Annotated in this window: 18 protein-coding genes and 1 pseudogene; 9 read left to right on the top strand and 10 right to left on the bottom strand. The window is 69.5% G+C overall.

The features are described 5' to 3' along the window. Positions 1-17 precede the first annotated feature (17 nt). The 3 genes from WMF45_RS08770 to WMF45_RS08760 form a co-directional block, all read right to left on the bottom strand. Complete coding sequence (locus WMF45_RS08770) at positions 18-389, bottom strand: VOC family protein (RefSeq protein ID WP_437716489.1); 372 nt, start codon at positions 387-389, stop codon at positions 18-20. A 354-nt stretch (positions 390-743) separates the two neighbouring features. Next, complete coding sequence (locus WMF45_RS08765) at positions 744-1,703, bottom strand: hypothetical protein (protein ID WP_437716488.1); 960 nt, start codon at positions 1,701-1,703, stop codon at positions 744-746. Positions 1,704-2,285: 582 nt separating this feature from the next. Next, on the bottom strand, positions 2,286-2,504 hold the full coding sequence (locus tag WMF45_RS08760) for a hypothetical protein (RefSeq protein ID WP_437716487.1): 219 nt from the start codon (positions 2,502-2,504) through the stop codon (positions 2,286-2,288). A 650-nt stretch (positions 2,505-3,154) separates the two neighbouring features. Here WMF45_RS08760 and WMF45_RS08755 point away from each other — a divergent pair. The 4 genes and pseudogenes from WMF45_RS08755 to WMF45_RS08740 form a co-directional block, all read left to right on the top strand. Further along, positions 3,155-4,360 (top strand): IS1 family transposase, encoded by a 1,206-nt coding sequence (locus WMF45_RS08755; RefSeq protein WP_437716486.1) that lies wholly within the window; start codon positions 3,155-3,157, stop codon positions 4,358-4,360. Positions 4,361-4,544: 184 nt separating this feature from the next. Further along, the gene (locus WMF45_RS08750) at positions 4,545-4,832 is read left to right on the top strand and encodes a hypothetical protein (protein WP_437716485.1); all 288 of its coding nucleotides are present in this window, start codon (positions 4,545-4,547) and stop codon (positions 4,830-4,832) included. After that, positions 4,799-5,182, top strand: coding sequence for a DUF6968 family protein (locus tag WMF45_RS08745; protein WP_437716484.1), 384 nt, complete (start codon positions 4,799-4,801; stop codon positions 5,180-5,182). The genes WMF45_RS08750 and WMF45_RS08745 overlap by 34 nt, the downstream gene beginning before the upstream one ends. After that, positions 5,161-5,376 (top strand): annotated as a pseudogene (locus tag WMF45_RS08740) (hypothetical protein); the annotation flags it as partial. The gene WMF45_RS08745 and the pseudogene WMF45_RS08740, both read left to right, overlap by 22 nt. A 37-nt stretch (positions 5,377-5,413) precedes the next feature. Here the strand turns inward: WMF45_RS08740 and WMF45_RS08735 are convergent. Next, complete coding sequence (locus WMF45_RS08735) at positions 5,414-7,090, bottom strand: ATP-binding protein (RefSeq protein ID WP_437716483.1); 1,677 nt, start codon at positions 7,088-7,090, stop codon at positions 5,414-5,416. Between the two features lie 489 nt (positions 7,091-7,579). Here WMF45_RS08735 and WMF45_RS08730 point away from each other — a divergent pair, with 489 nt between their 5' ends. From WMF45_RS08730 to WMF45_RS08715, 4 genes are all read left to right on the top strand, one after another. Beyond that, positions 7,580-8,116 (top strand): hypothetical protein, encoded by a 537-nt coding sequence (locus WMF45_RS08730; RefSeq protein ID WP_437716482.1) that lies wholly within the window; start codon positions 7,580-7,582, stop codon positions 8,114-8,116. Positions 8,117-8,166: 50 nt separating this feature from the next. Then, positions 8,167-9,249, top strand: a complete 1,083-nt coding sequence (locus tag WMF45_RS08725; RefSeq protein ID WP_437716481.1) for a hypothetical protein — start codon at positions 8,167-8,169, stop codon at positions 9,247-9,249. Between the two features lie 138 nt (positions 9,250-9,387). Further along, positions 9,388-10,530: a hypothetical protein gene (locus tag WMF45_RS08720; RefSeq protein WP_437716480.1), complete on the top strand. Its 1,143-nt coding sequence runs from the start codon at positions 9,388-9,390 to the stop codon at positions 10,528-10,530. Between the two features lie 718 nt (positions 10,531-11,248). Next, the gene (locus WMF45_RS08715; RefSeq protein WP_437716479.1) at positions 11,249-12,661 is read left to right on the top strand and encodes a spondin domain-containing protein; all 1,413 of its coding nucleotides are present in this window, start codon (positions 11,249-11,251) and stop codon (positions 12,659-12,661) included. 115 nt (positions 12,662-12,776) lie between these two features. Here the strand turns inward: WMF45_RS08715 and WMF45_RS08710 are convergent, their stop codons facing one another. From WMF45_RS08710 to WMF45_RS08695, 4 genes are all read right to left on the bottom strand, one after another. Continuing rightward, entirely contained in the window at positions 12,777-13,517 is a 741-nt protein-coding gene (locus WMF45_RS08710; protein ID WP_437716478.1) for a tetratricopeptide repeat protein, read from the bottom strand. Continuing rightward, on the bottom strand, positions 13,514-15,808 hold the full coding sequence (locus WMF45_RS08705) for a 5'-nucleotidase C-terminal domain-containing protein (RefSeq protein WP_437716477.1): 2,295 nt from the start codon (positions 15,806-15,808) through the stop codon (positions 13,514-13,516). The genes WMF45_RS08710 and WMF45_RS08705 overlap by 4 nt, the downstream gene beginning before the upstream one ends. A gap of 322 nt (positions 15,809-16,130) precedes the next feature. Continuing rightward, on the bottom strand, positions 16,131-17,165 hold the full coding sequence (locus tag WMF45_RS08700) for a DUF2278 family protein (protein ID WP_437716476.1): 1,035 nt from the start codon (positions 17,163-17,165) through the stop codon (positions 16,131-16,133). 603 nt (positions 17,166-17,768) lie between these two features. After that, complete coding sequence (locus WMF45_RS08695; protein WP_437716475.1) at positions 17,769-18,707, bottom strand: LysR substrate-binding domain-containing protein; 939 nt, start codon at positions 18,705-18,707, stop codon at positions 17,769-17,771. Between the two features lie 173 nt (positions 18,708-18,880). Here WMF45_RS08695 and WMF45_RS08690 point away from each other — a divergent pair, with 173 nt between their 5' ends. Next, positions 18,881-19,741: an NmrA family NAD(P)-binding protein gene (locus tag WMF45_RS08690; protein ID WP_437716474.1), complete on the top strand. Its 861-nt coding sequence runs from the start codon at positions 18,881-18,883 to the stop codon at positions 19,739-19,741. A 118-nt stretch (positions 19,742-19,859) separates the two neighbouring features. On the opposite strand, the gene WMF45_RS08685 is transcribed toward WMF45_RS08690, so the two are convergent. After that, a complete protein-coding gene (locus tag WMF45_RS08685; RefSeq protein ID WP_437716473.1) occupies positions 19,860-20,444 on the bottom strand; it encodes an O-methyltransferase in 585 nt (194 codons plus the stop codon). An 87-nt stretch (positions 20,445-20,531) separates the two neighbouring features. Next, entirely contained in the window at positions 20,532-24,434 is a 3,903-nt protein-coding gene (locus WMF45_RS08680; protein ID WP_437716472.1) for a protein kinase domain-containing protein, read from the bottom strand. Positions 24,435-24,441: the final 7 nt, after the last annotated feature.

The raw sequence follows: 24,441 nt of genomic DNA, 5'->3' as shown, positions 1-24,441 counted from the left end.
GCGCGGCGCCTCGGAGCTCAGCGCACCATGGTGAAGAAGTTGAGCTTGTTGCCGTCCAGGTCGCGGAAATACCCTCCGTAGAAGCCCTGTCCGCGCGGCCCCGGCGCGCCCTCGTCCTTGCCGCCCAGCTCCACGGCCTTCTTGTGGAGCGCGTCCACCTTGGCTGGGCTATCGACGGCGAGCGCGACCATCACGCCGTTGCCGACCGTGGCCGGCTGGCCGTCAAAGGGCAGGGCGACGCCGAGCGCGGGCGCGTTCGGCTTCACCGCCCAGATGATCATCCGCTCGGATTGCATGAGCCGCGTCGCGCCCAGCTCGCCCAGCAGGGCGTCGTAGAAACGGGCGGCACGCTCCAGATGGTTCGTGCCCAGCGTGACATAGCCGATCATGGATCTCTCCGTTCGTTTGAATGGTTCGTCTTCGTTGGCCCCGGCGTGCTCATCCGCGCTCCAGCTTTTTGCCGCCCGCCGCGACGGCGGCCTCCTTCGCTGCTCCGGAGCTGTACATGAGGGCGGCGGCGGTGTCGTGGGAGAAAATCCAAACGTTTCTGAATCGTCAAGCCCCGACTGCCGGACCTGGCGACCGCGCGGTGACGCTCGCGCTCGCCGCTGTGGCCTGCTATCACGCGGGCCACAGCGGCTTCGTTCACCTGCGGGCCATGGCTGCGGACCACGGCGCGGCGCCTGCGCCCGTGCGCATATCGGCGCGGGTTCGCGGCGCTCTGGCTGGGCTCGACCGCAGAGCTAGGCGAGGAGGGGCGGCACGCCGTTGGGTGCTGGGCCGGGCGCCACCGCGCCGGGCGGCGCAGCGCCGGGCGGCGCCGGTGCAGCCGGGCTTCGCGGCACCACCGGAGGCGCGGCGCCCGGCGATGCCGGCGCCGTCGGACCAGCCGTGGCGGCGTCCTCCGGGGCTGCGGCGGTATCGCTCGACGACGCGGAGCGACCGCCGCGGCCCTTGTACAGCGACGGCGCGATCGCGTCGGCGTCACCCTCGTTCCAGCGGAGGTAGGCGACGGCCCTGCGTGTCTGATCGTAGGCGTGCACGAGCAGCGAAAACGCGCGCGCTCGCTTGTCCGCCGCCTCGGTGGGCCCAGGCCCCTTGCCGTGCTCCCTCACGCCGAGGGCGGCGAGGAGCTGCGGCCCGATCTCTCCGGCGCGGCGCACCTCCTCCTCGGTCGCCGCCGTCTTTCCGGCGATCTCCGGCCAGCTCCCGCTGAACAGCGCCGAGAGCGCCACGAGATCGTTGGCCGTATCGATGTGCCCCTGCCCTGCGCGGATCTCCGCGACCGTCTCCGCGTCGAGCAGGCCGCGGCGGGCCAGCGCCTCGGCGTCGCTCAGCAGGTTTTCGCGGAGCGGGACGGCCTCTTCGAGGAGCGGCTTCAGCGCGTTCTCCGCGCCTTCGCTGGACAGCCACAGGAGGTGCGCGTACCACGCGGCGAGCGCGTAGGTCTCGAGCCTGTCGAGCAGCGCGACATCATGCTTGTGGAGGTGCTCGGCGACGGCGGGTCGCAGCGCGAGGAGGCCGGGCAGCACGCCAAGCACCTGGGAGACGACGCGCGGGATATCGAGGTTGATGGTGATGAGCCGATCCGCGCTCAGCGCCTCGATCTCGCGGAGGGCGTTGTCGAACGCCTTCGCCGCCTGGAGCGGGGTCGCGGGCTTCTTGGGAGCTGCCTTTTTCTTGTTCGAGAACGGTCTGGCCATGAGGGGATTACCTCTCGTTGATGTCCGTCGCGGAGCGGCGAAAGAATGGATATGCCATGCCCCCTACCCCCCACGCTGGATGTGATGTGAACGCCCAGCGCACGCCGGACGTTCCGGCAGGGGTAATCATGCTCGCTTTCGTGTCAATTCATCAGCCGGATGATTTGCAGAGCGCGTGCCCCTCAACGTCGTAATCTTGCTCAAGGGCATCCATGCCTGCGAGTCGAGGAGGGCTGCCCTATCGTCGTCTCGCGCGCCTGGCGTCCCGCGGGACGGGCGGTGGACGGGACCTGGATAGTGGAAAGTTACAGGCTCGGGCAGTCCGGTTGCGCGAGGGCTGCTCAGCTGCCTGCCCGTAACCGGATCCGGTTTCCCGGGGCTGCCCAGCTGCCTGCCCGTAACCGGCTCCGGTTTCCCGGGGCTGCCCAGCTGGAGATGTCCGGAACCACATCGGCGCCACCCGCATCCCGGACACCCGCGCGGCGCATTCCGGACACCCCGTTCTACTGAAGCGACAATGAGGGAAACGCCCGGCGGCAATTCCTACGCGAGAGCGACCGCCGGGCATCGAATGGGGCAGGCTCAGTCTCGCCGCTGTCTGTAGATCCAGTCGTCCGAGTTCTCGCTACTGCCTCCGAGCACGGGCGAGTCGTCATCATCGTCGTCCATGCCGGGGGCCTCGCTTTGGTCCAGGCCGGCGGCCTTTGCGCACACCATCCTTTCCTTCTTGTTGAGGGGCCGGTGCAATGCCTTCTCCTGCTCCCGAATGAGTCGGGCGTACGTCGAGAGTTGATCGGCCATGGATTCGCTTGCGTTTGCCATAGTGATTCCGGTGCCGCGATGGAACTCGGCCCCGCCAACCGGCCCCGAGTCCCCGCGGTTCGCCATCTCCTTCCGTGTTGCTCGAGCGTCTGAGGCATCTAAGCGGCCGTGTCCAGACTAATCTGGATTAGTTTTGGTCCTGGCCATCGACCCAGGATGCGCCGGCTGTCAAGGCCCACGGCTGGCCGGACGGTCAATTTTCTTCAGCCGGTTCGTCCTCGCCCTGCCGGTCGATCCGGTGCCGCAGCCACGCCCGAAGCGCGACCTCCCCCTCGACGTCCCACCACGTCGCCGTTCGGCGCGACCACCGCTCTCCAGGATGGGCCGCATGCTCGCGCCGTGGCGTCACAGCGGACGCCGCGCGTCCTGGCAGCGCTCTGCGCGCCATCGCGCGAAAGAGCCGTCAAACAGGCAGCAAACGTGCACGTCGGCTAGGACATGCGCTGTCCGACCGGTCTCAGCAAGAGCGGGCCGACGACATCTCAAGTGGTAGACTAAGGGCCTTAACGAAAGCGCCCGTCCGTAGCTGGTCACTACGGACGGGCTGCAACACACCCTGTGGAGGGCCCACAGAGCGCGCGTCGCAGCCGCATCATGGGCCGGCCCGGGGAGAGAGGCAAGGCCCGGTCATGCCCGCACCGCTCTCGCAGGAGACGCGTGTCCGCATCGCGTCCGCTCTCGTGGAAGGCAACTCGATCCGCGCCACCGCGCGCATGGTCGACGTCGACAAGGGGACCGTGATGACCCTAGCGCTGCGCCTGGGCGAGGGCAGCATCCGGTTCCACGACCGGAAGGTGCGCAATCTGGCGGCACACGTGATTCAGATGGACGAGATGTGGGGGTATGTACAGAAGAAACAGGCTCGCGTTACCGCGCGGGACCCTGCCGAGCACGGCGACGCCTACCTCTACGTCGCGCTGGACGCGAACACGAAGCTGGCGATCTCGTTCCACGTCGGCAAGCGCGACGGCGAGAACACGGAGATGTTCATCAAGGACCTCCGCGGCCGGCTCACGGTCGTTCCGCACGTCACGAGCGACGGCTGGCAGCCGTACATCGAGGCGATGGTCGCCAGCTTCCGCGGATCGGCGGACTACGGCCAATGCGTCAAGAACTACCGCGGTGGTCCGCAGCGCTCACCAGATCATCGATACGAGCCGCCGCGTGATCCGTTCATGACCAAGACACCGATCTTCGGTGCCACCAAGAATGAGCTAATCTCGACATCTTTCGTCGAGCGCTTTAATCTCCAGACGCGTCACACGGTCGGCCGGACGCGCCGGCTGTGCTTGGCGTTCTCGAAGACGCTCCGCGGGCACCGCGCCGCGATCGGTCTGGGGATCGCCTCCTACAACTGGGTTCGCGTGCACGGCACGCTCGGCACCACGCCGACTGTTGCGGCGGGTCTGGCGGAGCGTCCGTGGACCCTAGCCGAACTCGTCACGGCGGCGCTCGACGAGGAAGAGGAGACGCCGCCGCCCGCGCCGCAGCCGCTCAAGTTGCAGCCGCGCCCAGGGGAGTCGCCTACCGCCGCCCGCGAGCTCCCGGCCGGCCGGGGCTGGTTGCGCCTCGTCTCGGGCGGATCCGTAACGTCGGAGCCCTCCGCTGCTCCAGAGCCACCCCCCGCGGCGCCCGTCGCTCCCGACGCACTGGTCGCGGCCGTGGAGGTGTCGCACGCCGCGCCCCTCGCGGCGACCGAGCCCGCAGCGCCGCCGCAGCCTGCGCCCGCCGTCGTCGAGCCGGCCGGTCAACTCGATCTGTTCGCGTGGCGGCCGAAGCCGCGGACGCCCGTGCAGTTGAGCCTGTTCGGCGACCTGCCGGACGGCGCGGAGTAGGACGCCGGCCGCCTGGCGTCCCGGCGATCGGCTCGTCCCAGACGTCCATCCCTGTCACGATTCGGTGCGTCATCGCCGCTTATTCCAGGCTAGAATACGCAGTGAATGGTCGAGGTGGCGGGCGCGCTCATGTCACCCGAGCGCTCACGGCCGCGTGGCCCGCGGCTCGCTTTCGCGGAGGGCCATGAGGATCGCGACGATCATCGCCGCCGTGTTCATGTCGTCCTGCGTGGTCCAGCCAGTGGCCGAGATCACGGAACCGGAAGAGGCAGAAGAGCCGACAGATGAAGACGCTGCTGCGGCAGCCGAGCCGCGCCTCAAGCAGCTGTGCTTGCTCGCCAGCAAGCGACAGAGTTCTCGCGAGATGTTTTGTCGTTTCGCGTGCCCAAGTTGGCTCAAGAGGCAGTGCTGGTCCGCCGCGAATCAGGGCGGGCGGGAATGGACGAACTTCTGCACGAACAACTTCCACTGACGCCAGCGCTGCCCTATCTACCGGGCATGCACGACGGAAACGTGGTAGCCTCAAGGCATCTGGACTTCACGCCGAATGATGGGAGCTTCACGCGCAAGGTTCGCATCCTGCTCAGCAGGCCGCACAGCCCCGTTCATCGAGAGAACGAATGGATCGTTGACATCGAGATTGAGGAGTCGTTCAAGGCTCCGGTTCTCGACTATGCGATTGGCTCCGATCCGTTCCAGGCGCTGTTCCTGGCGATGTGCAAGGTGGGCGAGCTGCTCAAGCCGTGGCGCGACGCGGGTGAGCTCAAATGGGGCGACAGCGCCGACCTTGGTCTGCCGTCACTGATCCACCCGACGGTGTAACCCCGCGTCCCCGTTCAGCAATTCGCCCACTGAACGCCGACCGGGCGCTGCCGAACGGGCGCGAGTTCCTCCGGCTGGTCGGCGGCGCGCCGGCTGCGCCCGTGGCGCCCACGGAGCGGGAGCCCCCGCCCCCGTCAGAACCCCCGCCTGCGCCGGGTCCGAGGCGCATGGTGCATGCTGAGCTTGTTCGGCGAAGTCGAGCAACTGGCGCACGCTGTAGCGTGGCCGCGCCTACGTGGCTCGGTGCCCGGACGTCCGTCCACTCTTCGACCCGGACTGAGCCGGCGACTGCCGCATATCAAAGAGATTCCCCTGCGCAGCGGGCGGACGGCCGACATCGATCGAAAAGTCGCGAGTCGCCAAATGCTTTTGCGCCTCTTCGACCTCTGGCCTGAGCGCATCACTAATGTACTTAAGCCTGAATCTCGCGCTGGTAACGATCTCGCTCAAGGTTAGCGCGTATGTGTTCTTGTCGGACTCTTTGAGTTCCTCCCGTAGCCCATCGTCAATTTGGCGCCCGACCACGTACACATCCATGACCCTGAAGTTCGGAACGACGCGTCGGAGCTCCATCCTGTACCTCTTTGCCTGCGCCACGTCGTTTACGGTGACCGTGTGCTTTGGGCGCTTTAGCTCAAGCACTACGTAGTCGCCCATGAGCTCCTTCGCGATGATGTCAGGCCGCTCTTTGGCTCGTCTTCCAACATACATCGACTTGAGCATCTTATCAACGATAGTCGACAGCGTCTTGTTGCCAGAAAACAAGACGTATCTCTCATCCAAAATCCACAGGTTGCGCTCCAGAACACTCTGTAACCCTGATACTTCTTTGGTCTTGTCGTCCCGAACGAGTTCCTCAAACTTGTCGAGCACCTTTAGCCGGTTTTGTATAACCTGAGCAATGCTGGCGATTTCTCCAAAGCCCCACGTCTCTAGAGCCTTAGAGAGGGTGGTCACATCCTTTGGGTCAGCGCTGTCCAAACTGCTCAATATGGCCATGATCTCTGGAGAAGCATACGACTTTGCCATAAGCGACGCAACTAGCTTTACGACATCAATCGGCGCAGCTTTTACTACTGGAATAGCCTTCTTGATTGATGCTTCGGCAGAGGGTCGCAGATGCTCGGGCATGAGTCGCAACTGCTCCACAACTGCCGGGGAGCTGAGTATTATCGCTTCAAGGCGGGCGACTTCCGAGTCGGCGATCTTTGACTTGAAGTGAAGTATCATGCTCTTGAGCCATTCGCTGGCTGCCGCGTACTCAGGCGACGCCTCCAAGAACGACGAATGGTCCGGCGTGATAGAACTGCGCAGACCGTCCATGTTGATTCTGCCATATATGCGGCGGATGTCGCGCATCTGGTCCGATTGGAGATCCGCACCGAAGAATCCCGGCCGGCCTACGGCGCGACTACGAACCATGACTGTGACACCCGGCTCCGGCGGGAGCGGGGACGACCGCGGCAGAATGACGAACGTCCCGGTTACCTTACCTACGCCAGCCACTTCTTCGTCTATCTGGTGCCTGTCTCCGTGGATCTCATTCTCGGTCACGCGCTCGTTGTCTACGTAGAGCTTGAAGTCTTCGCGTATGCCAAACTGGTGGATCAGCTGCCGCGCGAGTCGAAGTGGTGTGGGTCCGTTGAACCTCCCACGTGTTCCAAGTAGCGTGATCTTCGTGCCCCTTTTGAGCTTATCGGTACACTCGTCTGTGACCACGTCGACTTCGATTGTGTCGATGTCTTCCGCCTGGTCAAACGTGTCGCGATCGAACGTTACGGTGGTACGCCGTCCATTGTGCCATGTCTCTAGCTTCATGATTTTGGCAACAGCGAGCCCGGCAAATTTGCCGATTCCACGGCGACCCATGAAGAGTCGTCCCCCGGCAGAGCTGTCACTGCCGGCCATGGCGCGTTTGTTGTGCCCGATGGCAAGGTGTTACCGAGCCAGCTCATTGATGGCCATGAAGTCCGTCTGGATGGTGGCCATCATCGCGCAGCAGCACGCCCACCACGGACGCGATGGTGCGGGCGTACTCGGGCGCGTCAAGGGTGCGCTCCCTGCCGGTCGCCGCTGCGCGCCCTTGACCCGCCCTACGTGCGCCCGCTGGCTGGCGCCCCGAGTGATGGGCATACGGATGCCGCCGGCGGGGGTTCCAGGCTCCGGATGGCCATCAAGGAGTCGGCTCATAAAGTGCTCCAAAAGGCGCATCTACCGGGCGCGATAACACTCACACGCGAGGACGGCGCGGGCGCCTCGACGCCGCCGGGCGCACCGCCGGCGCCGTCTCAGGCGGCGCTGCCCGTGCTGCCTCCTTCTCTGGCTGCAGCGCCGACCACCCCGCCGCTTGCTCCACCCATACCGCCTGCGTCCCTGCCGCCTGCGCCTCCTCCGCCTGTGCCTCCGGCGCCGCTGCCGGGGACGCCGGCGGCCCCGAGCCTGCGGCGGACGCTCGCCCGTGTCGGCCTCGCCCTCGGCTCGGCCGCGGCGGGCATCGCCGGCACGATCGCGGTGCAGCTCGCCATCGCGTCACCGCCGGCCCAGTGGGCTCGCCGTTTCGGGGCGCTGCTGCCCGAGCTGCCGCCCGTGAGCACCGCCTGCCATGCAGCGACCCCGCCGCTGCAGGCGCTGGAGCCGGGGCCCGTCGCTCCCGCGCCCGAGGCGCCCCACCGGCCGTGCCCTGCTGCTCCGCGGGCGGCGCCACGGGCCAGCGAGCGCGATGACCCGTTCGCGGAGGAGCTGCGGCTGCTCACCGCGGCTCGCGAGCGCCTCACCGCCGGTGACCCCGCCGGGGCGCTCCGGCAGATCGCCGTGCACGAGCAGCGGTTCCCCGGGGGCCAGCTGAAGAACGTGCGGGAGCGGCTCCGCACGATCGCCCGGGCGCGCCTCTCTCCTCCGGAGCAGCGTGCGCCGGGAGGAGCGCAGTCGCGATGAGCAGCGCCTGGGCCAGACACGGGCTCGGCGCACGCCAGGCCCGGCGCGCTATGGGATCGATCCGGGGCGCAGGGCGCTCGGCGCGCGCCGCCGTCGCGGCGGCCACGGCCGCCTGGGTCCTGCTGTGCGTCGCGGCGGCGCGCGCCGCGCCGGATCTGCCGCGGGCCGCGATGCGGCTGGAGGTATTGCGGGGCCCCGGCGCCGAAGCCTGCCCCGACGCGGCGCTCCTGCGCGCGGAGGTGACACGCGGGCTCGGCGCCGATCCGTTCCAGGACGACGCGCCGCGGGTGCTCACGGTCACCCTCGCGCAGGCGGGGCCGGAGCTCACGGCCTCGATGGCACTGCGCGAGAGCGAGAACGCGGACGAGACAACCTGGGCCGAGGGGTTCAGCACCCGGCGCGGCTGCGAGGCGCTGCTCTCCGGCGCAGCCCTCGCGATCGTGGCGCAGATCCTGAACGCGCCGGAGCGGGCGTCACCGCCCTCCGAAGCCTCACCGCCGCCCGAGCCCTCAGCACGGCCTTCACCGCCACTTCCGCAGGCGCGCCGGGCCGCGCCCGAGCCAGCGCGACCGGCCGAACATCCGAAGGCGCCAACACCGCCGGAGGTGGCCCCGACCCCGACGGAGCCGCTGCGGCTCGAAGCGGGGCTCGGCGCGACCCTGGGCCTGGGGACCACGCCGGGGGCCGCGGCTGGCCTGACGTTGTCCTTCGGCGTTCGCCGGCCCGCCTGGTCGATCGCGGTGGAGGGGCGAGGGCTCGTCTCCCTGGGAGAGGAGGTGAAAGACATGATCATCAGCACGAGAGCCCTCACGGCGGCTGGTGTGGGCTGTCTGCGCGGCAGCCATCTGTTCGGCTGCGGGGTCGCGACCGTCGGCTTCGTCCGGTTCGTACCCCGGCATCCGTGGGACATGACGGTACGCGACGACGCTCTGTTCAGCGTTGGAGCGCGGCTCGGCAGCGCCTGGGCCCTGTCGGACAGGTGGAGCGCGCATGGATACGCCGAGGCCAACGCGATCGTTGCGGAGGCGGTGCTCCGGCGCCGTAGCCAGCGGCGCGAGACAGCTGGATCCATCACATGGTCCTCACCTCCGGTCGGCGCGGCGCTCGGACTCGGTGTCACGGCGACGTACTGAACGATTTCGTGGAGGCCCGGCTCTCCTCGCCATCGAGATAAGAATTTTCAGAAGGAATCCTCAATGCTCAGTGCAATCGACTGTCTCGTGAAAGCTTCCCGTTGTGAGCGCGGGCCATCTCTACGTATCTTGTCCGGCATGCGAACCCCCTTCCTCCTGCTCGTGGGCTCTCTCTTCTTGCCTGGCTGTCCCGGAGATCCGACCGTGATCGGTCCCTGTCAGCCGCAGGAGTACGGCAATCCAGGTTGCCCGTGGCCCGAGCAAGGCGGCGGCGGGGCTGGCGGCGAAGGTGGGGGCGGCGGGGCCGGCGGCAGCGGCGGGACAGGCGGCGGCGACGAGACCGCCTGCGCCGGCGATTGCGTCCCACCGGCGCCGCTCGGCTGGTTCGGACCGGCGCTCCTCTGGTTCGGCCCGCGGGACCAGGTGCCGGACTGCCCCGCCGACGCGCCGAACGTCGGCTACGAGGGGTTCGCCGACCTGGCGCCCGCGCCGCTCGCCTGCGCGGCCTGCCTGTGCGATCCGCCGGAAGCGGCCGCAGCCTCGTGCCAGCTCCCGCTGGGCTGGTCGGCGCACACCTCGACGACCTGTTCCGGCGACCCCGGCAGCGTCGCGACCGCCTTCGCGGCGCCCGGCGGCTGGGACGGCGCCTGCACCGCCGCGAACGCCATCCCCGCGGGCCAGAACTGCGGCGGGCAGCCGTGTGTGAAGTCGATCTCGATCGACGCGCCCGCCGTGCTGGTCACCGCCACCGCCACCTGCACGCCGAGGGTCGATGAGCCCCCGCCGCCGGCGCTCCTCGATCCCTGGCTGACCCGGGCGCTCGCCTGCGTGCCCGGCGCCTACACCGAGTGCCTGGGCGACCGGAGCACCTGCATGCCCTCGCCGGAGCAGCCCGGAGTCCCGCCGCCCGGCGGCTTCCTGACGTGCATCTTCCACGAGGGCGACGTGACGTGCGAAGAGCCCTACCTGGACAGGCACGTCTTCTATGGCGGCGCCGAGGACAGGCGCGGCTGCTCCGAGTGCGGCTGCGGGGAGCTGGAGGGCGCGTCCTGCACCATCATGGCCTCGGTCTACAGCGACGGGGCGTGCGCCGAGCAGGTCGCCTCGACCCTCGTCAGCTCCAGGGCGCCGTTCTGCGGCGTCACGCCGCCCGGCATCGCCCTCGGCAGCAAGTCGGCGGAGGTCGTGGCCGTGGATCCCGGCGGCTGCGCCCCGAGCGGCGGCGAGCCCACCGGCGAGCTGCTGCCGGCAGAGCCGTCGACCTTCTGCTGCCAGGCCTAGGGCCCGCGAGAAGAACAGGCGATCATCGCCTCGCGCTCTGCAGCAGCTCCACCCGATCCGCGAGCTCTCCACCATGCCCCGGGTGCCAAGCCCTGTGTGCAACAAGAAACCGTATGGCCTGAGCCCATCGGCCGCGAGCGAACAACACCGCTGCAGGTCCAATTCCGGGCAATACTACGCACAAAGACGTGTAGTCCTTCAGGCCGCAGGGGCCCCTCGTCCGGACCGCGCACGTCGATCTCTTCCTCGGCGGGGACGTCCACTCCCTCAATCTCAACGTCCAGCTCGGCATCACATGTGAATTACGATTCAAGGACATAGGAATCTTCGATCGAAGCTCGGTCGCGGCAGGGACGCCGCTCGCCTCGTTGCTCTCGCTCAGGCTGATTGCGATGTTGGTGAGAACCGGTTCACCAGCGCGTCCCACCGGCGCCGCTCGGCTGGGCGAGCGCGCCGGCGACCGCCGGCAGCGCTAGAAAATTCCTCCCCAGCACGATCGAACAGGCGCGCGCGAAAACCGCGAAACCGACCCGCCCTCCGTCGCGTAGCACGGTCGAACGACGCGCCACGAGCCATCGCTGGTGGAGGCGGGCGCCATGCGGGCCCGCGGTCACTCCGATCTCAGGGGTGTGCCGGAGGACCGATCGCGCCACGCGGCCCGCCGCGGCGGAAGCGATCCAGGTCGCGTCATCTCAATCACCGCTTCTGGAGGATGCTTATGAAGATTCGGAATCGCGCGCTGTCGGCTCTGCCCCTCGTCCTCACCCTCGCCGCCGCCTGCGGCGACGGCGAAGGCGGCGAACCCACCGGCGCCGGTGGCATGGGCGGGGGAGGCGGGAGCGGGCCCGGCGGCGGGGACGCGGCCACGAGCTTCGACGTGACCCTCGAGAACGTGACGCCCGCGCGGGATTACCGGGTGGCCAGCGTGTTCAACACGCCCGTGGGCGAGAGCATGCCCGGGCCGCTCTTCCCCGAGAAGAGCTTCGAATTCCGCGTCGGCGCCCTGCCGGGCGACAGGCTGTCGTTCACGACCATGTTCGGGCAGTCGAACGATCTGTTCTATGCGCCCGATGGCGCCGGGATCGCGCTCTACGACGATTCGGGCAAGCCGGTGAGCGGGGACGTGACCGACCAGGTCATGCTGTGGGACGCGGGCACCGAGGCCAACGAGGAGCCGGGCGCCGGGCCGAACCAGGCGCCCCGGCAGAGCGGCGCGAACACGGGCGCTCCGGACCCGGACAACACAGTGCGGCTGGTCCAGGATGACTATACCTACCCGGCGGTCGAGGAGGTCATCCAGGTGACGGTGACGCCGGAGCCGGGCAATGAGTTCACGATCCGGATCACCAACATGTCGGAGATGGGGACGCTGATGCCCGAGGGCGGGGAGCCGGCCGCCGTGCCGCTGTCGCCGGGGCTCTTCGTGGTGCACACGATGGACAACCAGCTGTTCACGGTCGGGCAGGCGCACCCCGACAACGGGCTGGAGGCGCAGGCCGAGGACGGGAACCCGATGATGCTGCACGAGGGGGCCATTCCCCGCGCAGGGCTGACCTCGCCGGTGGCGCCGGGCGTCGCGGTGGTGCACGGGTCCGGAGCGCCCCTGTTCAAGACGGGCGAGGCGGACCGGGGCAAGGGCCTCGAAATGCTGGCCGAGGACGGGAATCCGGCGACGCTCGCGGGGTCGCTGGAGACCGAGGTCGGGGGCGAGAGCGGGATCTCGTCGGTGCTGGTCTACAACACGCCCGTAGACGCCTCGGCGCCGGGGCCGCTGCTGCCCGGCGCGAAGTTCAGCTTCACGGTGACCGCGCGGCCCGGCGAGCGGCTGAGCTTCGCGTCGATGCTGGGGCAATCGAACGATCTGTTCTTCGGGCCGAGCGATGCGGGGATCGCGCTGTTCGACGCGAGCGGCGAGCCGGTGAGCGGCGATGTCTCCGACCAGGTCACGATCTGGGATGCGGGCACCGAGGCCAACCAGTGGCCCGGCGTGGGCCCCGACCAAGCGCCGCGCCAGGCCGGGCCGCAGATGGGCGCCGACGATCCCAAGGACCAGGTGCGCAACGTCGATGACGGCTATCTGTATCCTGCGTCGAACCAGCTGCTGAAGGTGACCATCACCCCGGCGCGGTAGCGGGGGCGCGAGCGGCAGCGCTGGCCCCTGGACCACGGCCCGGGGGCGCCTGACGGCTGCGCGGGGCGTCTCCGCCCAGCACTGCCATGGTGGCGCCTCCTCGGGGCCCTGCCGCCTACGGAGGAGCCTGCCGGTGCTGGATGGCGTGCTCGGCCTCCATCGTGTACCGGCGGCTCTCGGCCTCGTCTGGCTCGAGCCCCAGCTCACCATAACGATAGGCCATCGCCAGCGCCTGGAGCGCCGCGGGGTGCTCCCGCTCGCCAGCGCTCTCGTAGAGCTCCACGGCTCTTCGGTCATTCCTCGGCACGCCGGCGCCCGCGCGGTACGCATTGGCGAGCAGGAACATCGCGTCCGGCGACCCTCCGCGCGCCGCGATCTCGAACCAGCGCGCGGCCTCCGCAGGGTCTGCCGTCACGCCATCGCCGTTCTGGCTCATCACGCCGAGGAAATACGCGGCGCTCGGGTGCTGCGAGGGGGCGGCTCGCAGCAGCCAGACGCGGGCGCGCGCCGCGTCCTTTGGGACCGATGGGAGCCCCTTCAGGTAGATCCTTCCGAGCGAGACCTGCGCCTCGACGTCTCCCTGCTCGGCCGCCCGCGCGAGTGAATCCATCCCGGCGAGGACCTCCCCGGGATCCGCGAGCGTGAGAAGGCGAAAGCCGAGCGCCCGCGCCTCCATGCCGCTCGAGGGCGGCGCCGCAGGGCGCGACGGCGGCGAGGCCGCCGCGGCGGCCGTGGGGCCTTCCGCCTCGGGACGATCGCCCTCGCGCAGCCCTCCAAGGGACAGGGCGGCGGCGCCGCCCAGCACGAGGGCGCCGCCGGCCAGCACAGCGAGCCGCACGGCAGGCCTGACGCTCACCGGCTCAGGTCGATGGAGTAAACCGAGAGCATCTTGCCGCTGCCGTCATCCTGCGCGACGAGCGAGAGGTTGGTCAGCCCGGCGGCCTCCGCCTTCGGAAGCGCGTTCTGCGCCGAGGTGAAGGTCACGAGGCCCGTGGTCGTGACCCGGGCAAAGCGCCAGCTGCGGGCAGAGCCGTTCTGGGCCCGCGTGAGGTTCTCGACCTTCTTGATGTACAGGATGAGCACGTCGCGGTTCGTGTCCGGCGCGGCGTAGATCGTCTTCGAGCCGTCGAGGCCAGGGAAGCTGCCGCCGCCGCTCGCGCGGTAGTTGTTCGTGGCGATGATGAAACCCGCGGCCAGATCCATGGGCTCGCCGTTCCACTGGAGGTTCTTGATCCGGCCGCTGGCCTTCATCCCCGTCGGCGGGAGCGGCTGCGTCACGTCGATCTCGTACGTGATCCTGCTGTCCGTGAAGATGTCGAAGTTGTATCCGGGCATCGCGCTGTTGATGAGCGGCTGCGGCTCCGTCTTGCTCGGATCGATCTGATTGAAGCGCGTCGCGGCCCTCTCCAGCCAGTCGAGGATGTCCGCGCCGGTGACCTTCACCGCCTGGACCGTGTTCGCGTACAGGTAGAGATCGGCCGCGTTGTTGATCGCGATGCTCCCCGCCGGCACGTCGGTGTAGTCGTTGCCGCCCTGAAAGCCGGACTTGAACGGCGCGCTCACCGAGAGCACGGGGAGCGACGCATACTGCGGCAGGTTCTCCTCGATGTAGCGGGCAACGTAGTCCGCCTGGGCCTGATTGACGATCTGGATCGCGCTGGCGTCCCCGACGTCGGCGAACATCGACGACATCGCGAAATCGCTCGTGCCGATGGGCGTCTTGACGTAGGCGACCGTCGCCTGGTGCTCGGCGTCGAGGAGCGGCGCGAAGGAGGCGTCGGCCGCGACGAGGACCTTCGTCTTGTCCGGCTGCGCGTCGCAGAGCGTCGCGAACGCGCAGGACGCCCCCGTGCGCCAGCGCTCCATCGCATCACACGCCTCGGGGAGCCCACCCTTGCAGGTCGTGGCAATCGGCCGGGCCTCGACGACCGTCTTCCCCTTGTCGACCGTCCAGCCCTCTCCGTCGTGGGTGAGCCCCAGCTTGATGACACCGAGGTGCTGGCCCCAGAAGTTCGCCATGACCGCGGGGAGGCCGCCGACGGTGCCCGCGTCCTTGTCGACCTCCGGCAGGCTGAACTGCGCCACGGTGCTGCTCGGGTTGGGGAAGATCTGGTGCGAGTGGCCCATGAGCATCGCGTCGATGCCGGGCACCTGGGCGAGGTGCCACGCCTGGTTCTCGAGGGTGGGCGTGTACGGCGAGTCGTCGAGGCCGCCGTGGATGATGGCGACGACCAGCTCGGCCCCCCTGGCGCGGAGATCGTCCACCAGCGGGGCCGCGACCTCCTTCACCCCCTTCGTGAAGACCTTGCCGTCGAGCCATTTCTTGTCCCAGCTCAGGATCGTCGGCGGCGTGACGTCGATGAAGCCGACCTTGACCGTGCTCGCGATGGCGCCGCCGCCCGGCGCCGTCGCGGTGATGGTCTTCTCGACGAGGACGGTCTTCGGAAAGAGCGTCTCGCTCGTCTTCAGGCTGAAGACGTTGGAGTTCACCAGCGGGAACCGAGGGCCCTCGCAGCCCGCCGACGCAGCGAGATCGAGCCCGTCGACGTCGAACGGGGTGTGGGTCACCTGCGACAGAAAGGCGAGGCCGAAGTTGAATTCGTGATTGCCGATCCCGCCGACGTCGAACCCCACGTGGTTCATCGCCTTGTACATGGCCAGCGTCTCACCGCACGCGATCGGCGCGACGAGCGCCTGATAGTCGGCGAGGACGGTGCCCTGGATCGTGTCGCCGTTATCGATCAGGAGCGTGTTCGCGAACTCGTCCCGCGCCTGGTTGATCAGCGTCGCGGTGCGCTCGAGGCCGATCGATGGCTCAGCGACCAGCTTGAAGTAATCGAAGCCGAGGATGTTGGTATGGAGATCGGTGGTCTCGAGCAACGCGAGGTCGGCCGTGGCGCCGCTCGGCGTCGCAGGCGCCCCTCCCGCGCCGCCTCCGCCCGCGCCGCCTCCGCCCGCGCCGCCTCCTCCCTCGCCGCCTCCTCCCTCGCCGCCTCCTCCCTCGCCGCCTCCCCCCTGGTCGCCTCCCCCCTTGCCGCCTCCTCCCTCGCCGCCCGAGCCTGCGGAGCTTGAGGTGCTCGAGGAGGAGCTGGAGGTCGATGAGCCTGTGCCCTCCTGGTCATCGCCGCACGCGGTCAGCGCGGCCATGGCCAGAATCAGCGACGAAACCGACGCTACCCGTCCGACTCGACCTGTCATCGTGAACACCTTTCCGAGCGCCGCTTCGGCCGATGCCTCTCCGCGCGCAACCAGCCATATCGAGTCGAGGCGGCCGAGTTTTCGCACCGATGCACGCCCGGATCAAGGGCTACGATGAGCTGCTCGGCATGTCAACCGCACCGGAGAGGCGATGCGGCGGAAGAGCGCTTGAACGGCGCGCCGTCGACCTTACGCGCGCCGTTGCGTCAACCCGATGGACGGCTGGTAACGGTCTCGTTAACGCTCGCCACGCGCGAAGGACCGCGTGGCATCAGAACACGATCGTCCAGCCCGGATTGCTCACTTGCTGCTTCGTGTAGGACACGCCGTCGACCTTCAGCCCTTCGGCGTTGAGCAGCGTGATGAGCCCGCCCTTGTTGGAGAGGACCATCGGAGCCTGGACGACGACCGTCGTCAGCCCACCGGGCTGAAGCTCTCCGGTGAGCGCCATCTTCGATTTGGCCTTGTCGGCCAGCGACCAGCCAGCGAGGTTGATCTTGCGGTTCGACGTGTTCACCAGTGTAACGGTCTCCCGCTCGGGCGTACGCGTGTCGTTCACGAGGGCGGCGACGATCCGCACGATCCCGTCGGGCTGCTCCACCGTGGGGAGCCCGCCGCCTCCACCGGCCACGTCCGACGGCGGTCCGGATACCGGGATGTCGAGCGTGTGACCTGTCTGGTCATCGGTGTGCCACGCCTGCGTCTGAAACTTCAGGAAGATCGCGACCCACTGGTCCCCACGCGGGAAGTGGATGAGGAGGCCGCCGTCCTGCCAGACACCATCATCCTTCTTGAAGCGGGCGTCGTTGCCCTGGTTCATGTGGATATCGTGGATGCCGTTGCCCGGCAGGAAGCCGAAGATCTTGTCCTTCTTCCCGTTCTCGGGGCCCCAGCGCTCCCCGAAGGCGTACAGAATCGCCGTCTCGTCGGCCATCGCCCGCTGCACGTAGTGATCGAGCTTCTCGTTGAGGTCGTTGTCAGGGCCTGGGGCGGAGAACGGCAGCGGGACGAACTCCGTCCGATCCACGAGGTTCCCCCGGATGAAGTCGAGCCCGCCCCCGCCGGGCTTGCTCTCCAGCGGATGGAAGCCCGGCTTCAGCTCGTGGAGATCTTGAAGCAGCGGGTGCGCAAAATGTGACTTGACGACATATTCGACCTGGGAGCCGTCCTGCGACTGCACATTCACCGCGATGCGATAGTCTATCGTGTCGTCCACGATGTGGATCTGATAGTGCGGGTTCGCTCCCGACGCGAAACGACGATCGATCACTGTCCCCTTCAGTACGCCATAGCTCTTCAGCGGCATGTCGCCTCCCGCATCCGTCGGCTGAGCACGGCCGGTGCCCGCCTGTGAGATTGCATCAAACCCCTATTTCACTCTTTCGAATGGTGATTAACCATCCGGCACGAATCGGACGCTGTCGCCATCAGGCTCCTTGCCCAGGGTCAGGAGCTGGACCTTCGAACAGCTTGGATGTCACCTTTCCCTCTTGGCGGGGTCTCGGCGGACGCCGATGGTGCGATTCTCGTGGCCTGGGCCTGCCCCCGCGATGCAAGACCCCACGCACAACACGTGCCCCCCTGGCGCCGGTGACCGGCGGGTGCTGAATGGAACGTGCGATAGCACGCTCTTCACCATTGCAACCGCCTTTCTTTTCGAAGTCAAGACCGAGCTGAGCGTGGACTCGCAAATTTCGCTGCCCTGTCACGCAACGGTGTATTTGCGGAAAGCCAGCGGAAGCCACGGAGCCGACGCTGGAACCCCACCCTCTCTTGAGCGGCCAATGCCGAGCCGAGGTGCACGCTCTTTACAGGCACATCAAATTCATCATGGATTCGCTCGCGCTGTGCAAGGCGCGCTTCGAGCGGTGCGCGACCATCGGGTGGATTTTGGCCGCGACGGATCTCGCTACGCGCGGCGGCCGCGGCCGGCGCGGGCCGGGTCGGTCGCCGGCAGCTCCCCGAGGAGGTGGTCGATGCAGGTCCGGACGGCGGCCGTCAGGGCGCGATGCGCGCGATAGAGGAGGCTGACGCCGCCGGCCTCGGCCTCGTAGCCCTTGAGGACGCGGACGAGGCGCTTCGCGGCGACGTCCTCGGCGCAGAACACCTCCGGAAGCAGCGCGATGCCCACGCCCGCGAGCGTCGCGCGGTAGGCGGCGGAGGACTCGCTCACATAGAAGCGGGGCTCGAAGGCAATGCGTCGTCTCCGGCGCCCCTGCCCGAGCGTCCACGTGGCCATTCCGTCCGTCGCGTGCACCGCGATGCAATCGTGACGCGCGAGGTCCTCGACCCGGTGGGGAACGCCGCGCGCCTCGAGGTAACGCGGGCTCGCATAAAGCAGCTTCCGCGTCGCCCGCCAGAGCTCTCGCGCCACGAAGTCGGTCGTGTCGTCCACGTGGCCCGGGACGATCGCGATGTCGAAGCCCCCGGCGAGCACGTCGACCCGCCGCGAATCGATCTCGAGGTCGACCGACACGCGGGGGTGCTTCGCGAGATAGGTGCAGACGACGCTCGACACCGCGGCGCCGAGGGCGATCGGCGCCACGATGCGCACGCGTCCGCGCGGCTCACTCTGGAGCTCGCGGACGTGATGCGTGCCTCTCGTGAGGTCGTCGATCGCCCGCTCGGCGTGGCTGAAGTAGGCGCGCCCGGCCTCGGTCAGGTCCAGCCGCCGCGTGGTTCGCTCGAGGAGCCGGACGCCGAGCGCGGACTCGAGCCGCGCGATGCGCCGGCTCACCGTGGAGACCGGCACGCCGCGCTCGCGGGCTGCGGCCGAGAAGCTGCGCGTCCGGACGACGCGCACGAGGAGCGCGGCGTCGTTCAGGTCCAGATCGATTCGTGCGTCCACGGCAACAGTCCCTTCCCTCCAGGCACACTAATGCGCTCCGGCGGCCGGCGCTAGGCTCGATGACGTGAAGCAGCCCATCGTCACCGGGCCACGCGGAGCACGGAGCGCCGCGCCCGCGTGATCCCTGGGATGACCGCGCAGGGTCGCTGCGCCAAACGCAGCAGGAGGTTGTCATGATCATCGTCACTGGAGCCAACGGTCACCTCGGCCGAGCCATCATGGAGCGGCTCCTTCAGCGCGTGCCCGCCGCTCGGCTCGGCGTCAGCGTCCGCGACCCGGAGCAGGCCAGCGCGCTCGCCGAGCGCGGCGTCCGCGTGCGCCGGGGGGCCTTCGACGACGCCGCGAGCCTGCGCCACGCGTTCGAGGGCGCCTCGCATGTCCTGATCGTCTCCATCAACAGCACAGGTGAGGCCGCGGTGCGCCAGCATGAAGCCGCGCTCGAAGCGGCGCGCGCGGCGGGCGCCCGGCGCGTCCTCTACACGAGCCACATGGGCTCGAACCCGGCGTCCCGCTTCGAGCCCATGCGCGACCACGCGGCCACCGAGGCCTCGCTGCAAAGGTCGGGGGGCGCGTTCACCTCGCTTCGCAACGGGTTCTATGCGGCGTCCGCGCTCATGCTCCTCGAGCGGGCGCTCGAGACGGGCAAGCTCGTCGCGCCGGAAGACGGCCCGGTCTCGTGGACAGAGCACGGCGACCTGGCCGACGCGGCGGCGATCGCGCTGACCGACGAGGCGCGCCTCGACGGGCTGACGCCGCCGCTCACCGCCGCCGCGGCCCTCGACCTCGCGGACATCGCGGCGATCGCCTCGGAGCTCACCGGGCGCTCGATCACGCGGGTGACCGTCAGCGATCGAGCGTTCAGGGAAGACATGGTGTCTCACGGCGTCCCCGAACACCGGGCGGACCTGCTCCTGGGCATGTTCGCAGCGAGCCGAGAGCGCGAGTTCGCCGCGGTGGATCCGACCCTGGAGCGCCTGCTCGGCCGAGCGCCGAGGTCCATGCGTCACTGCCTGACGGCGCGCCTGTCGCGCTGAGGCACGGGGCGCACCTCGAAGAGCAGGTCGTCCTTTCCTTGTGTCGTTCACCTCGCTGCTGTGACAGCCGTCGCTGGACCTGCCGGCAGCTCCGCGACCATGCGGGCGCGGCCGTTCTCTAGGCGCGGCCGATCTTGGTCGCGATGATGAGCCCTGATGACCAGCAGAGCTTGGTCAGCACGAGATCCTGGCGTCGCTCGAGAGCGGCGATCAGCTCTGCCACCTTGGGAGCGTGGTCATCAGGCCAGTTGGGCTGAGGGAGCATGTCGTCGATGACGTAGAGCCCGCCGGGCTTGATCAGGCTCAGCGCCTCGTCGAGGGCGTAGTACTTGCCCGGCCATGTATCGGCAAAAACGAGCTCGAATTGCTGCCCCCGGACCGACCGCAAGAAGGCTTCGCCATCCATGTTCTCGAGCGTGAGGCGGGGGTCGCCTCCGAGGTGCTGCCGCGCCACGTCCTGGACCTTCTCGTCGTGCTCCACGGAGACGAGCGTGGAGCTGGCATTCATGCCATCGAGGATCCAGCACGTAGAAATGCCCGTGCCGGTCCCGAGCTCGAGGAAAGCGCCCGACTTGGCGGCGGCGAGCGTACGCAGCATCGAGCCCGTCTGCCTGTCACTCGCCATGGCAAACCCGATCTCCGCCATGGCCCGCTCGATCTCCTCGAGCACCGCGGGCGGTCTCAAATTCTCCAGATCCTTCATGACCCCATCCCTCTTCACGCGCCCAACCGCGCGTCACTCTACAGCACCTCGATCTGGCGCCCCCCGGAAAGAGCCAGCGGTCCGAGCTCACTCCCCGAGCAACACCCGCGCGAGCGCCAGAGTCCGCGCGTTCGCGGAGACGTTCTCGAGAAAGCTCCTCCGGAGCGCAGGCTCCTCGATCCTGGCCGCCCGAGCGAGCAGCGCGCTGCGCTCCTCTCGGACGACCGCGCGCGCGGCCTCCGCGTCGCCCTTCGCGTGCAGCGCCTCGGCGTACAGCGCAGGGATCACCTCCTGCCGCATCAGGAAGACCGTGCCGGCCTGCCGCTGGAGCGCGAGCGCCTCACCGGCTATCGCGCAGGCCTCCTCCGTCCGCCCTTGCCGCAGCCGGATCTCGGCGAACAACGAGAGATGCACGGCCCCGGCGAAGGGCGCCATCACCGCCGGATCCCCCGCCGCGCAGAGCTCCTCCTCCGCCTTGGCGAGATCGCCGAGGAGCAGCCGCCCCTCGGCGAGGAGCTGCCGCGGGATCACGCTCCGGCTGCGATGGCCGCGCGCGAGCATGTGCTCGAGCAGGCTGCTGGACATCTCCACCGCCTCGGTGAGCCTGCGCCGCTCGAGGAGCGAGAGGATCCGGCACGTCACCGAGGTCGTGAACACGTAGTCGAGCAGACCCTCGGTCGCGAGCACGCGATCGAGGCACTCATCTGCGGCGGCCATATCGCCGAGCCTCGTGTAATCGATCGCCACCAGCATCCACGCCCAGGCGACGAACAGCCCGCTGCCGAGGGACTCGGCGCGCCGCGCGGCGGCGAGGTTCGCCTGGAGCGCTCCCCACAGGTCCCGCGCCGCATGGCAGCGCCAGAAGCCGCGGGTGAGCTCGATCCAGAGGGCCGCATGGAGATCGCCCTCGACGGCCGGCGCGATGACGTGCTCGATCCGGCGCACGATCCGCTCCGCCAGCGCCGTCCTCCCGTCCCAGAGCAGGCTGAAGACGATCCGGGTCGCGAGCTCCGGGCTCAGGACGTCGACGGGGAGCTCTTCGGCCAGGAGGCGCGGGATCAACACCTCCACGGCCCGCCGGTCGTCGCAGAGCGCGACGCAGTACATCGCGCCGCTCAGGGCACGCCAGGAGGCGAGGCTCCCGGGCGCGGCGAGCTCGAGCGCCTGGAGCGCGCTCGCGTGGGCGCGCGCGGCGTCGTCGGTCCAGATGAGGGCGTTCATCCGGAGCAGGTGGAGCTCGGCCAGCCGCTCGCCCTCGGCCCCGCAAGCGATCCCCTTCTCCACCCGCGCGAGCGCCGCCTGCACGTCCGCCCCGTGGAGCGCCAGGGTGGCGGCGCGCAGGTAGAACCCCCCCGCGCGCGGCCCGTCCCCGCCCCGCGCGAAGTGCTCGGCCAGCACCATCGGATCCTGCTCGCCGGCCGAGAGCAGCCACTCCCCGGCGAGCCTGTGCCCGACCGCCCGGTCGCGCTCGGTGAGCATCGCGTAAGCCCCCTCCCGCAGGAGCGCGTGACGGAACGCGAGCTCCTCCTGCCCCGCGAAGCGCGAGCTCGGGCGGCGCTCGAGGATCTCGCGATCGAACAGCTCCGCCCAGGCGTCCGCGTCGCTCGCCCCCGGCGACGGGGTGCGCGCGCCGACGAGCGCGCTCACGCCGCCGATCCACGACACGTCCCCGAAGACGCTCGCCGCCCGGAGCAGCCGCCGCACCTCGGGATCGAGCGCCGCGAGGCGCGCCTCGACCATGCCCAGCACCGTCTCCGGCAACGCACCGCCGCGCCCCTCGGCCACCGCCCGGACGAGCTCCTCCAAGTAGAAGGCGTTTCCCGCCGCCCGATCGACGATCGCCGCCACGGTCCCCGGCGCGACCGACGCGCCCAGCGCGCCGCGCACGAGCTGCTCGGCGGCCCGCGCGGACAGCTCGCGCAGCCGCATCTGCGTGAGCCCTCGCTCGATCCAGAGCCGGGGGAAGAGCTCGTGGACCTCGGGCCTCGCGAACGCGAGCACCGCATAGGGGCGCTCGCCGAGGGCCCGCAGCGCGTGATCGAAAATTTTCACCGAAGGCGCATCTCCCCAGTGCAGATCCTCGAGGACGACGAGCATGGGCCGCGCGCTCGTCACGGCGCGCGCGTAGTCCAGGTAGGCCTCCTGGATCCGGTCGGCCATGTGCGCCGGGTCCTGCCGCGCGGCCCGCAGCAGCGGCCCGCCGTCGGCGAGAGGAACGCCGAGCAGCTCGCCGAGGAAGCAGGCCACGCGCTGCTGCTGCTCCCCCGCGAACAGCTGGCCCACGGCCCGCGCGAGCTTCTCCCGCTGCGCCTCGGGGGCCTCGCCGGCCGCGATCCCGAGCGCGCTCCGGAGCGACCCGGCGAGCATCGCGAACGCGGAGCCCGCGCCGATGGAGTCCCCGCTGCCGACGCCCAGCACGAGCTCGGGGTGGCGCGGCCGCAGCGCCTGGACCAGCTCGTGACGCAGGCGCGATTTGCCCACCCCCGCGGCCGCGGTCACGAGCGCCACCGCGGCGCGCGGCTCGGTGAAGCTCTCCTCGACGAGATCGAGCAGGCTGCGCAGCTCCCGGGCGCGCCCGACATAGGGGCTCGGCTTGCCCAGCAGCCTGCGCGCGCCGTCGGCGACCTCGCGCTCCGCCTCCACCCAGGAGAGCCCGTCCTGCTCCGCGACCTCGAAGCGCGCGTCGAGCAGGGCCCGCGTCACGGCGTCGACGGCGACGCGGCGGCGGCCCGGGCGGCTCAGGGCGGCCGCGTCGTCGAGCAGCAGGGCCGCCCTGTCCAGGACCTCGCCGAGCAGCGATCGTCCCGTCGACTCGCCGCGCCCCGTCACCAGCACGACATTGGCTCCGGGGACCGACGCGCGGATCCGCAGCGCGCAGCGGGCGGCGATCGCCGCCTGGTCGGTCGCGCTGCCCGCGCCCGCCCCCGCCGCCAGGATCGCCACGACCGCCCCGCTGGCGAGCTCCTGGACGACCGCGCCGAGGGGCGAGGCCTCGCGCCGGACGGCGGCGACAGCGCTCCGCTGCGATCGACCGGCGGGCACGATCTCCGTCGACGCCGGCGCGCTGACGTCCACCGGCCCGACGGCCACGATCGAGCAGAGCCACACCTCCGCGGCGGTCACGAGCTCGACGGCGGCCAGGCTGGAGCGAGCGCCGTCCGCCGTCGAGGCGCCGAGCGCGTCGAGGCAGCGCACAACGGCCGCGCCGTCGGCCGGGCGCCCCTCCGGGCGCTTGGCCAGCATCTGCGCCAGGAGCTCGTCGAGCGCCTGCGGCACCTCGGGCCGCAGCGCGCTCGCCCGCGGCGGCTCCTCCTGGAGGAGCTTGGTCAGGATGGTCATGAAGTGCCGCCCGTGAAACGCCGGACGACCCGTCAGGCACTCGAAGAGCACGCACCCGAGCGAGAAGACGTCCGCGCGCGCGTCGAGCTGCGCGCGCTCCCCGCTGGCCTGCTCCGGGGCCATGTAGCCGATGGTGCCCACGAGGGCCCCCGTCCGCGTCAGCCGCGCCGAGGCGCCCGAGAGCTGGGCAATGCCGAAGTCGAGCACCTTCACCCGGTCGGCGGCCCCGCCCGGGAGGAACAGGTTGCTCGGCTTGATGTCGCGGTGGACGATCCCGCGCGCGTGCGCCGCGCCGAGCGCATCCGCCACCGCGCGCACGAGCGCGACGCTCTCCTCCACGTCCAGCGGTCCCCGCGACAGCCGGGCCGAGAGGCTCTCCCCGGAGAGCCACTCCATCGCCAGATAAGGCTCCCCGGTGGGCGCCACCCCGTGCGTCACGTAACGCACGACGTGCGGGTGATCGAGCGTGGCGAGCGCCCGCGCCTCGTGACCGAAGCGCGCCGCCGCCTGCGCGTCGAGATCGCCGAGCAGCTTCACGGCGACGACATCGCCGCTCGCGCGGTCCACCGTCCGGTAGACAGCGCCCATCCCTCCCGTTCCCGCGAGCTCGATCACCTCGAAGCGGCCGGCGAGCAGTCTGCCGTGAAGCATGCGCGCC

The sequence above is a fragment of the Sorangium sp. So ce448 genome (assembly GCF_051520915.1).
Lineage (GTDB): Bacteria > Myxococcota_A > Polyangia > Polyangiales > Polyangiaceae > Sorangium > Sorangium cellulosum_B.
Note: the sequence above shows the minus strand (reverse complement) of the source record. Positions and strands in the feature narration are given on the sequence as shown.

Excerpts from the sequence above, each read along its gene's own strand:
- WMF45_RS08700 (WP_437716476.1), bottom strand. The coding sequence starts at position 17,165 with ATGCCGCTGAAGAGCTATGGCGTACTGAAGGGGACAGTGATCGATCGT.
- WMF45_RS08765 (WP_437716488.1), bottom strand. The coding sequence starts at position 1,703 with ATGGCCAGACCGTTCTCGAACAAGAAAAAGGCAGCTCCCAAGAAGCCC.
- WMF45_RS08690 (WP_437716474.1), top strand. The coding sequence starts at position 18,881 with ATGATCATCGTCACTGGAGCCAACGGTCACCTCGGCCGAGCCATCATG.
- WMF45_RS08680 (WP_437716472.1), bottom strand. The coding sequence starts at position 24,434 with ATGCTTCACGGCAGACTGCTCGCCGGCCGCTTCGAGGTGATCGAGCTC.
- WMF45_RS08760 (WP_437716487.1), bottom strand. The coding sequence starts at position 2,504 with ATGGCCGATCAACTCTCGACGTACGCCCGACTCATTCGGGAGCAGGAG.
- WMF45_RS08685 (WP_437716473.1), bottom strand. The coding sequence starts at position 20,444 with ATGAAGGATCTGGAGAATTTGAGACCGCCCGCGGTGCTCGAGGAGATC.
- WMF45_RS08735 (WP_437716483.1), bottom strand. The coding sequence starts at position 7,090 with ATGGCCGGCAGTGACAGCTCTGCCGGGGGACGACTCTTCATGGGTCGC.
- WMF45_RS08720 (WP_437716480.1), top strand. The coding sequence starts at position 9,388 with ATGCGAACCCCCTTCCTCCTGCTCGTGGGCTCTCTCTTCTTGCCTGGC.
- WMF45_RS08725 (WP_437716481.1), top strand. The coding sequence starts at position 8,167 with ATGGGATCGATCCGGGGCGCAGGGCGCTCGGCGCGCGCCGCCGTCGCG.
- WMF45_RS08715 (WP_437716479.1), top strand. The coding sequence starts at position 11,249 with ATGAAGATTCGGAATCGCGCGCTGTCGGCTCTGCCCCTCGTCCTCACC.
- WMF45_RS08705 (WP_437716477.1), bottom strand. The coding sequence starts at position 15,808 with ATGGCCGCGCTGACCGCGTGCGGCGATGACCAGGAGGGCACAGGCTCA.
- WMF45_RS08755 (WP_437716486.1), top strand. The coding sequence starts at position 3,155 with ATGCCCGCACCGCTCTCGCAGGAGACGCGTGTCCGCATCGCGTCCGCT.
- WMF45_RS08745 (WP_437716484.1), top strand. The coding sequence starts at position 4,799 with ATGGACGAACTTCTGCACGAACAACTTCCACTGACGCCAGCGCTGCCC.
- WMF45_RS08750 (WP_437716485.1), top strand. The coding sequence starts at position 4,545 with ATGAGGATCGCGACGATCATCGCCGCCGTGTTCATGTCGTCCTGCGTG.
- WMF45_RS08770 (WP_437716489.1), bottom strand. The coding sequence starts at position 389 with ATGATCGGCTATGTCACGCTGGGCACGAACCATCTGGAGCGTGCCGCC.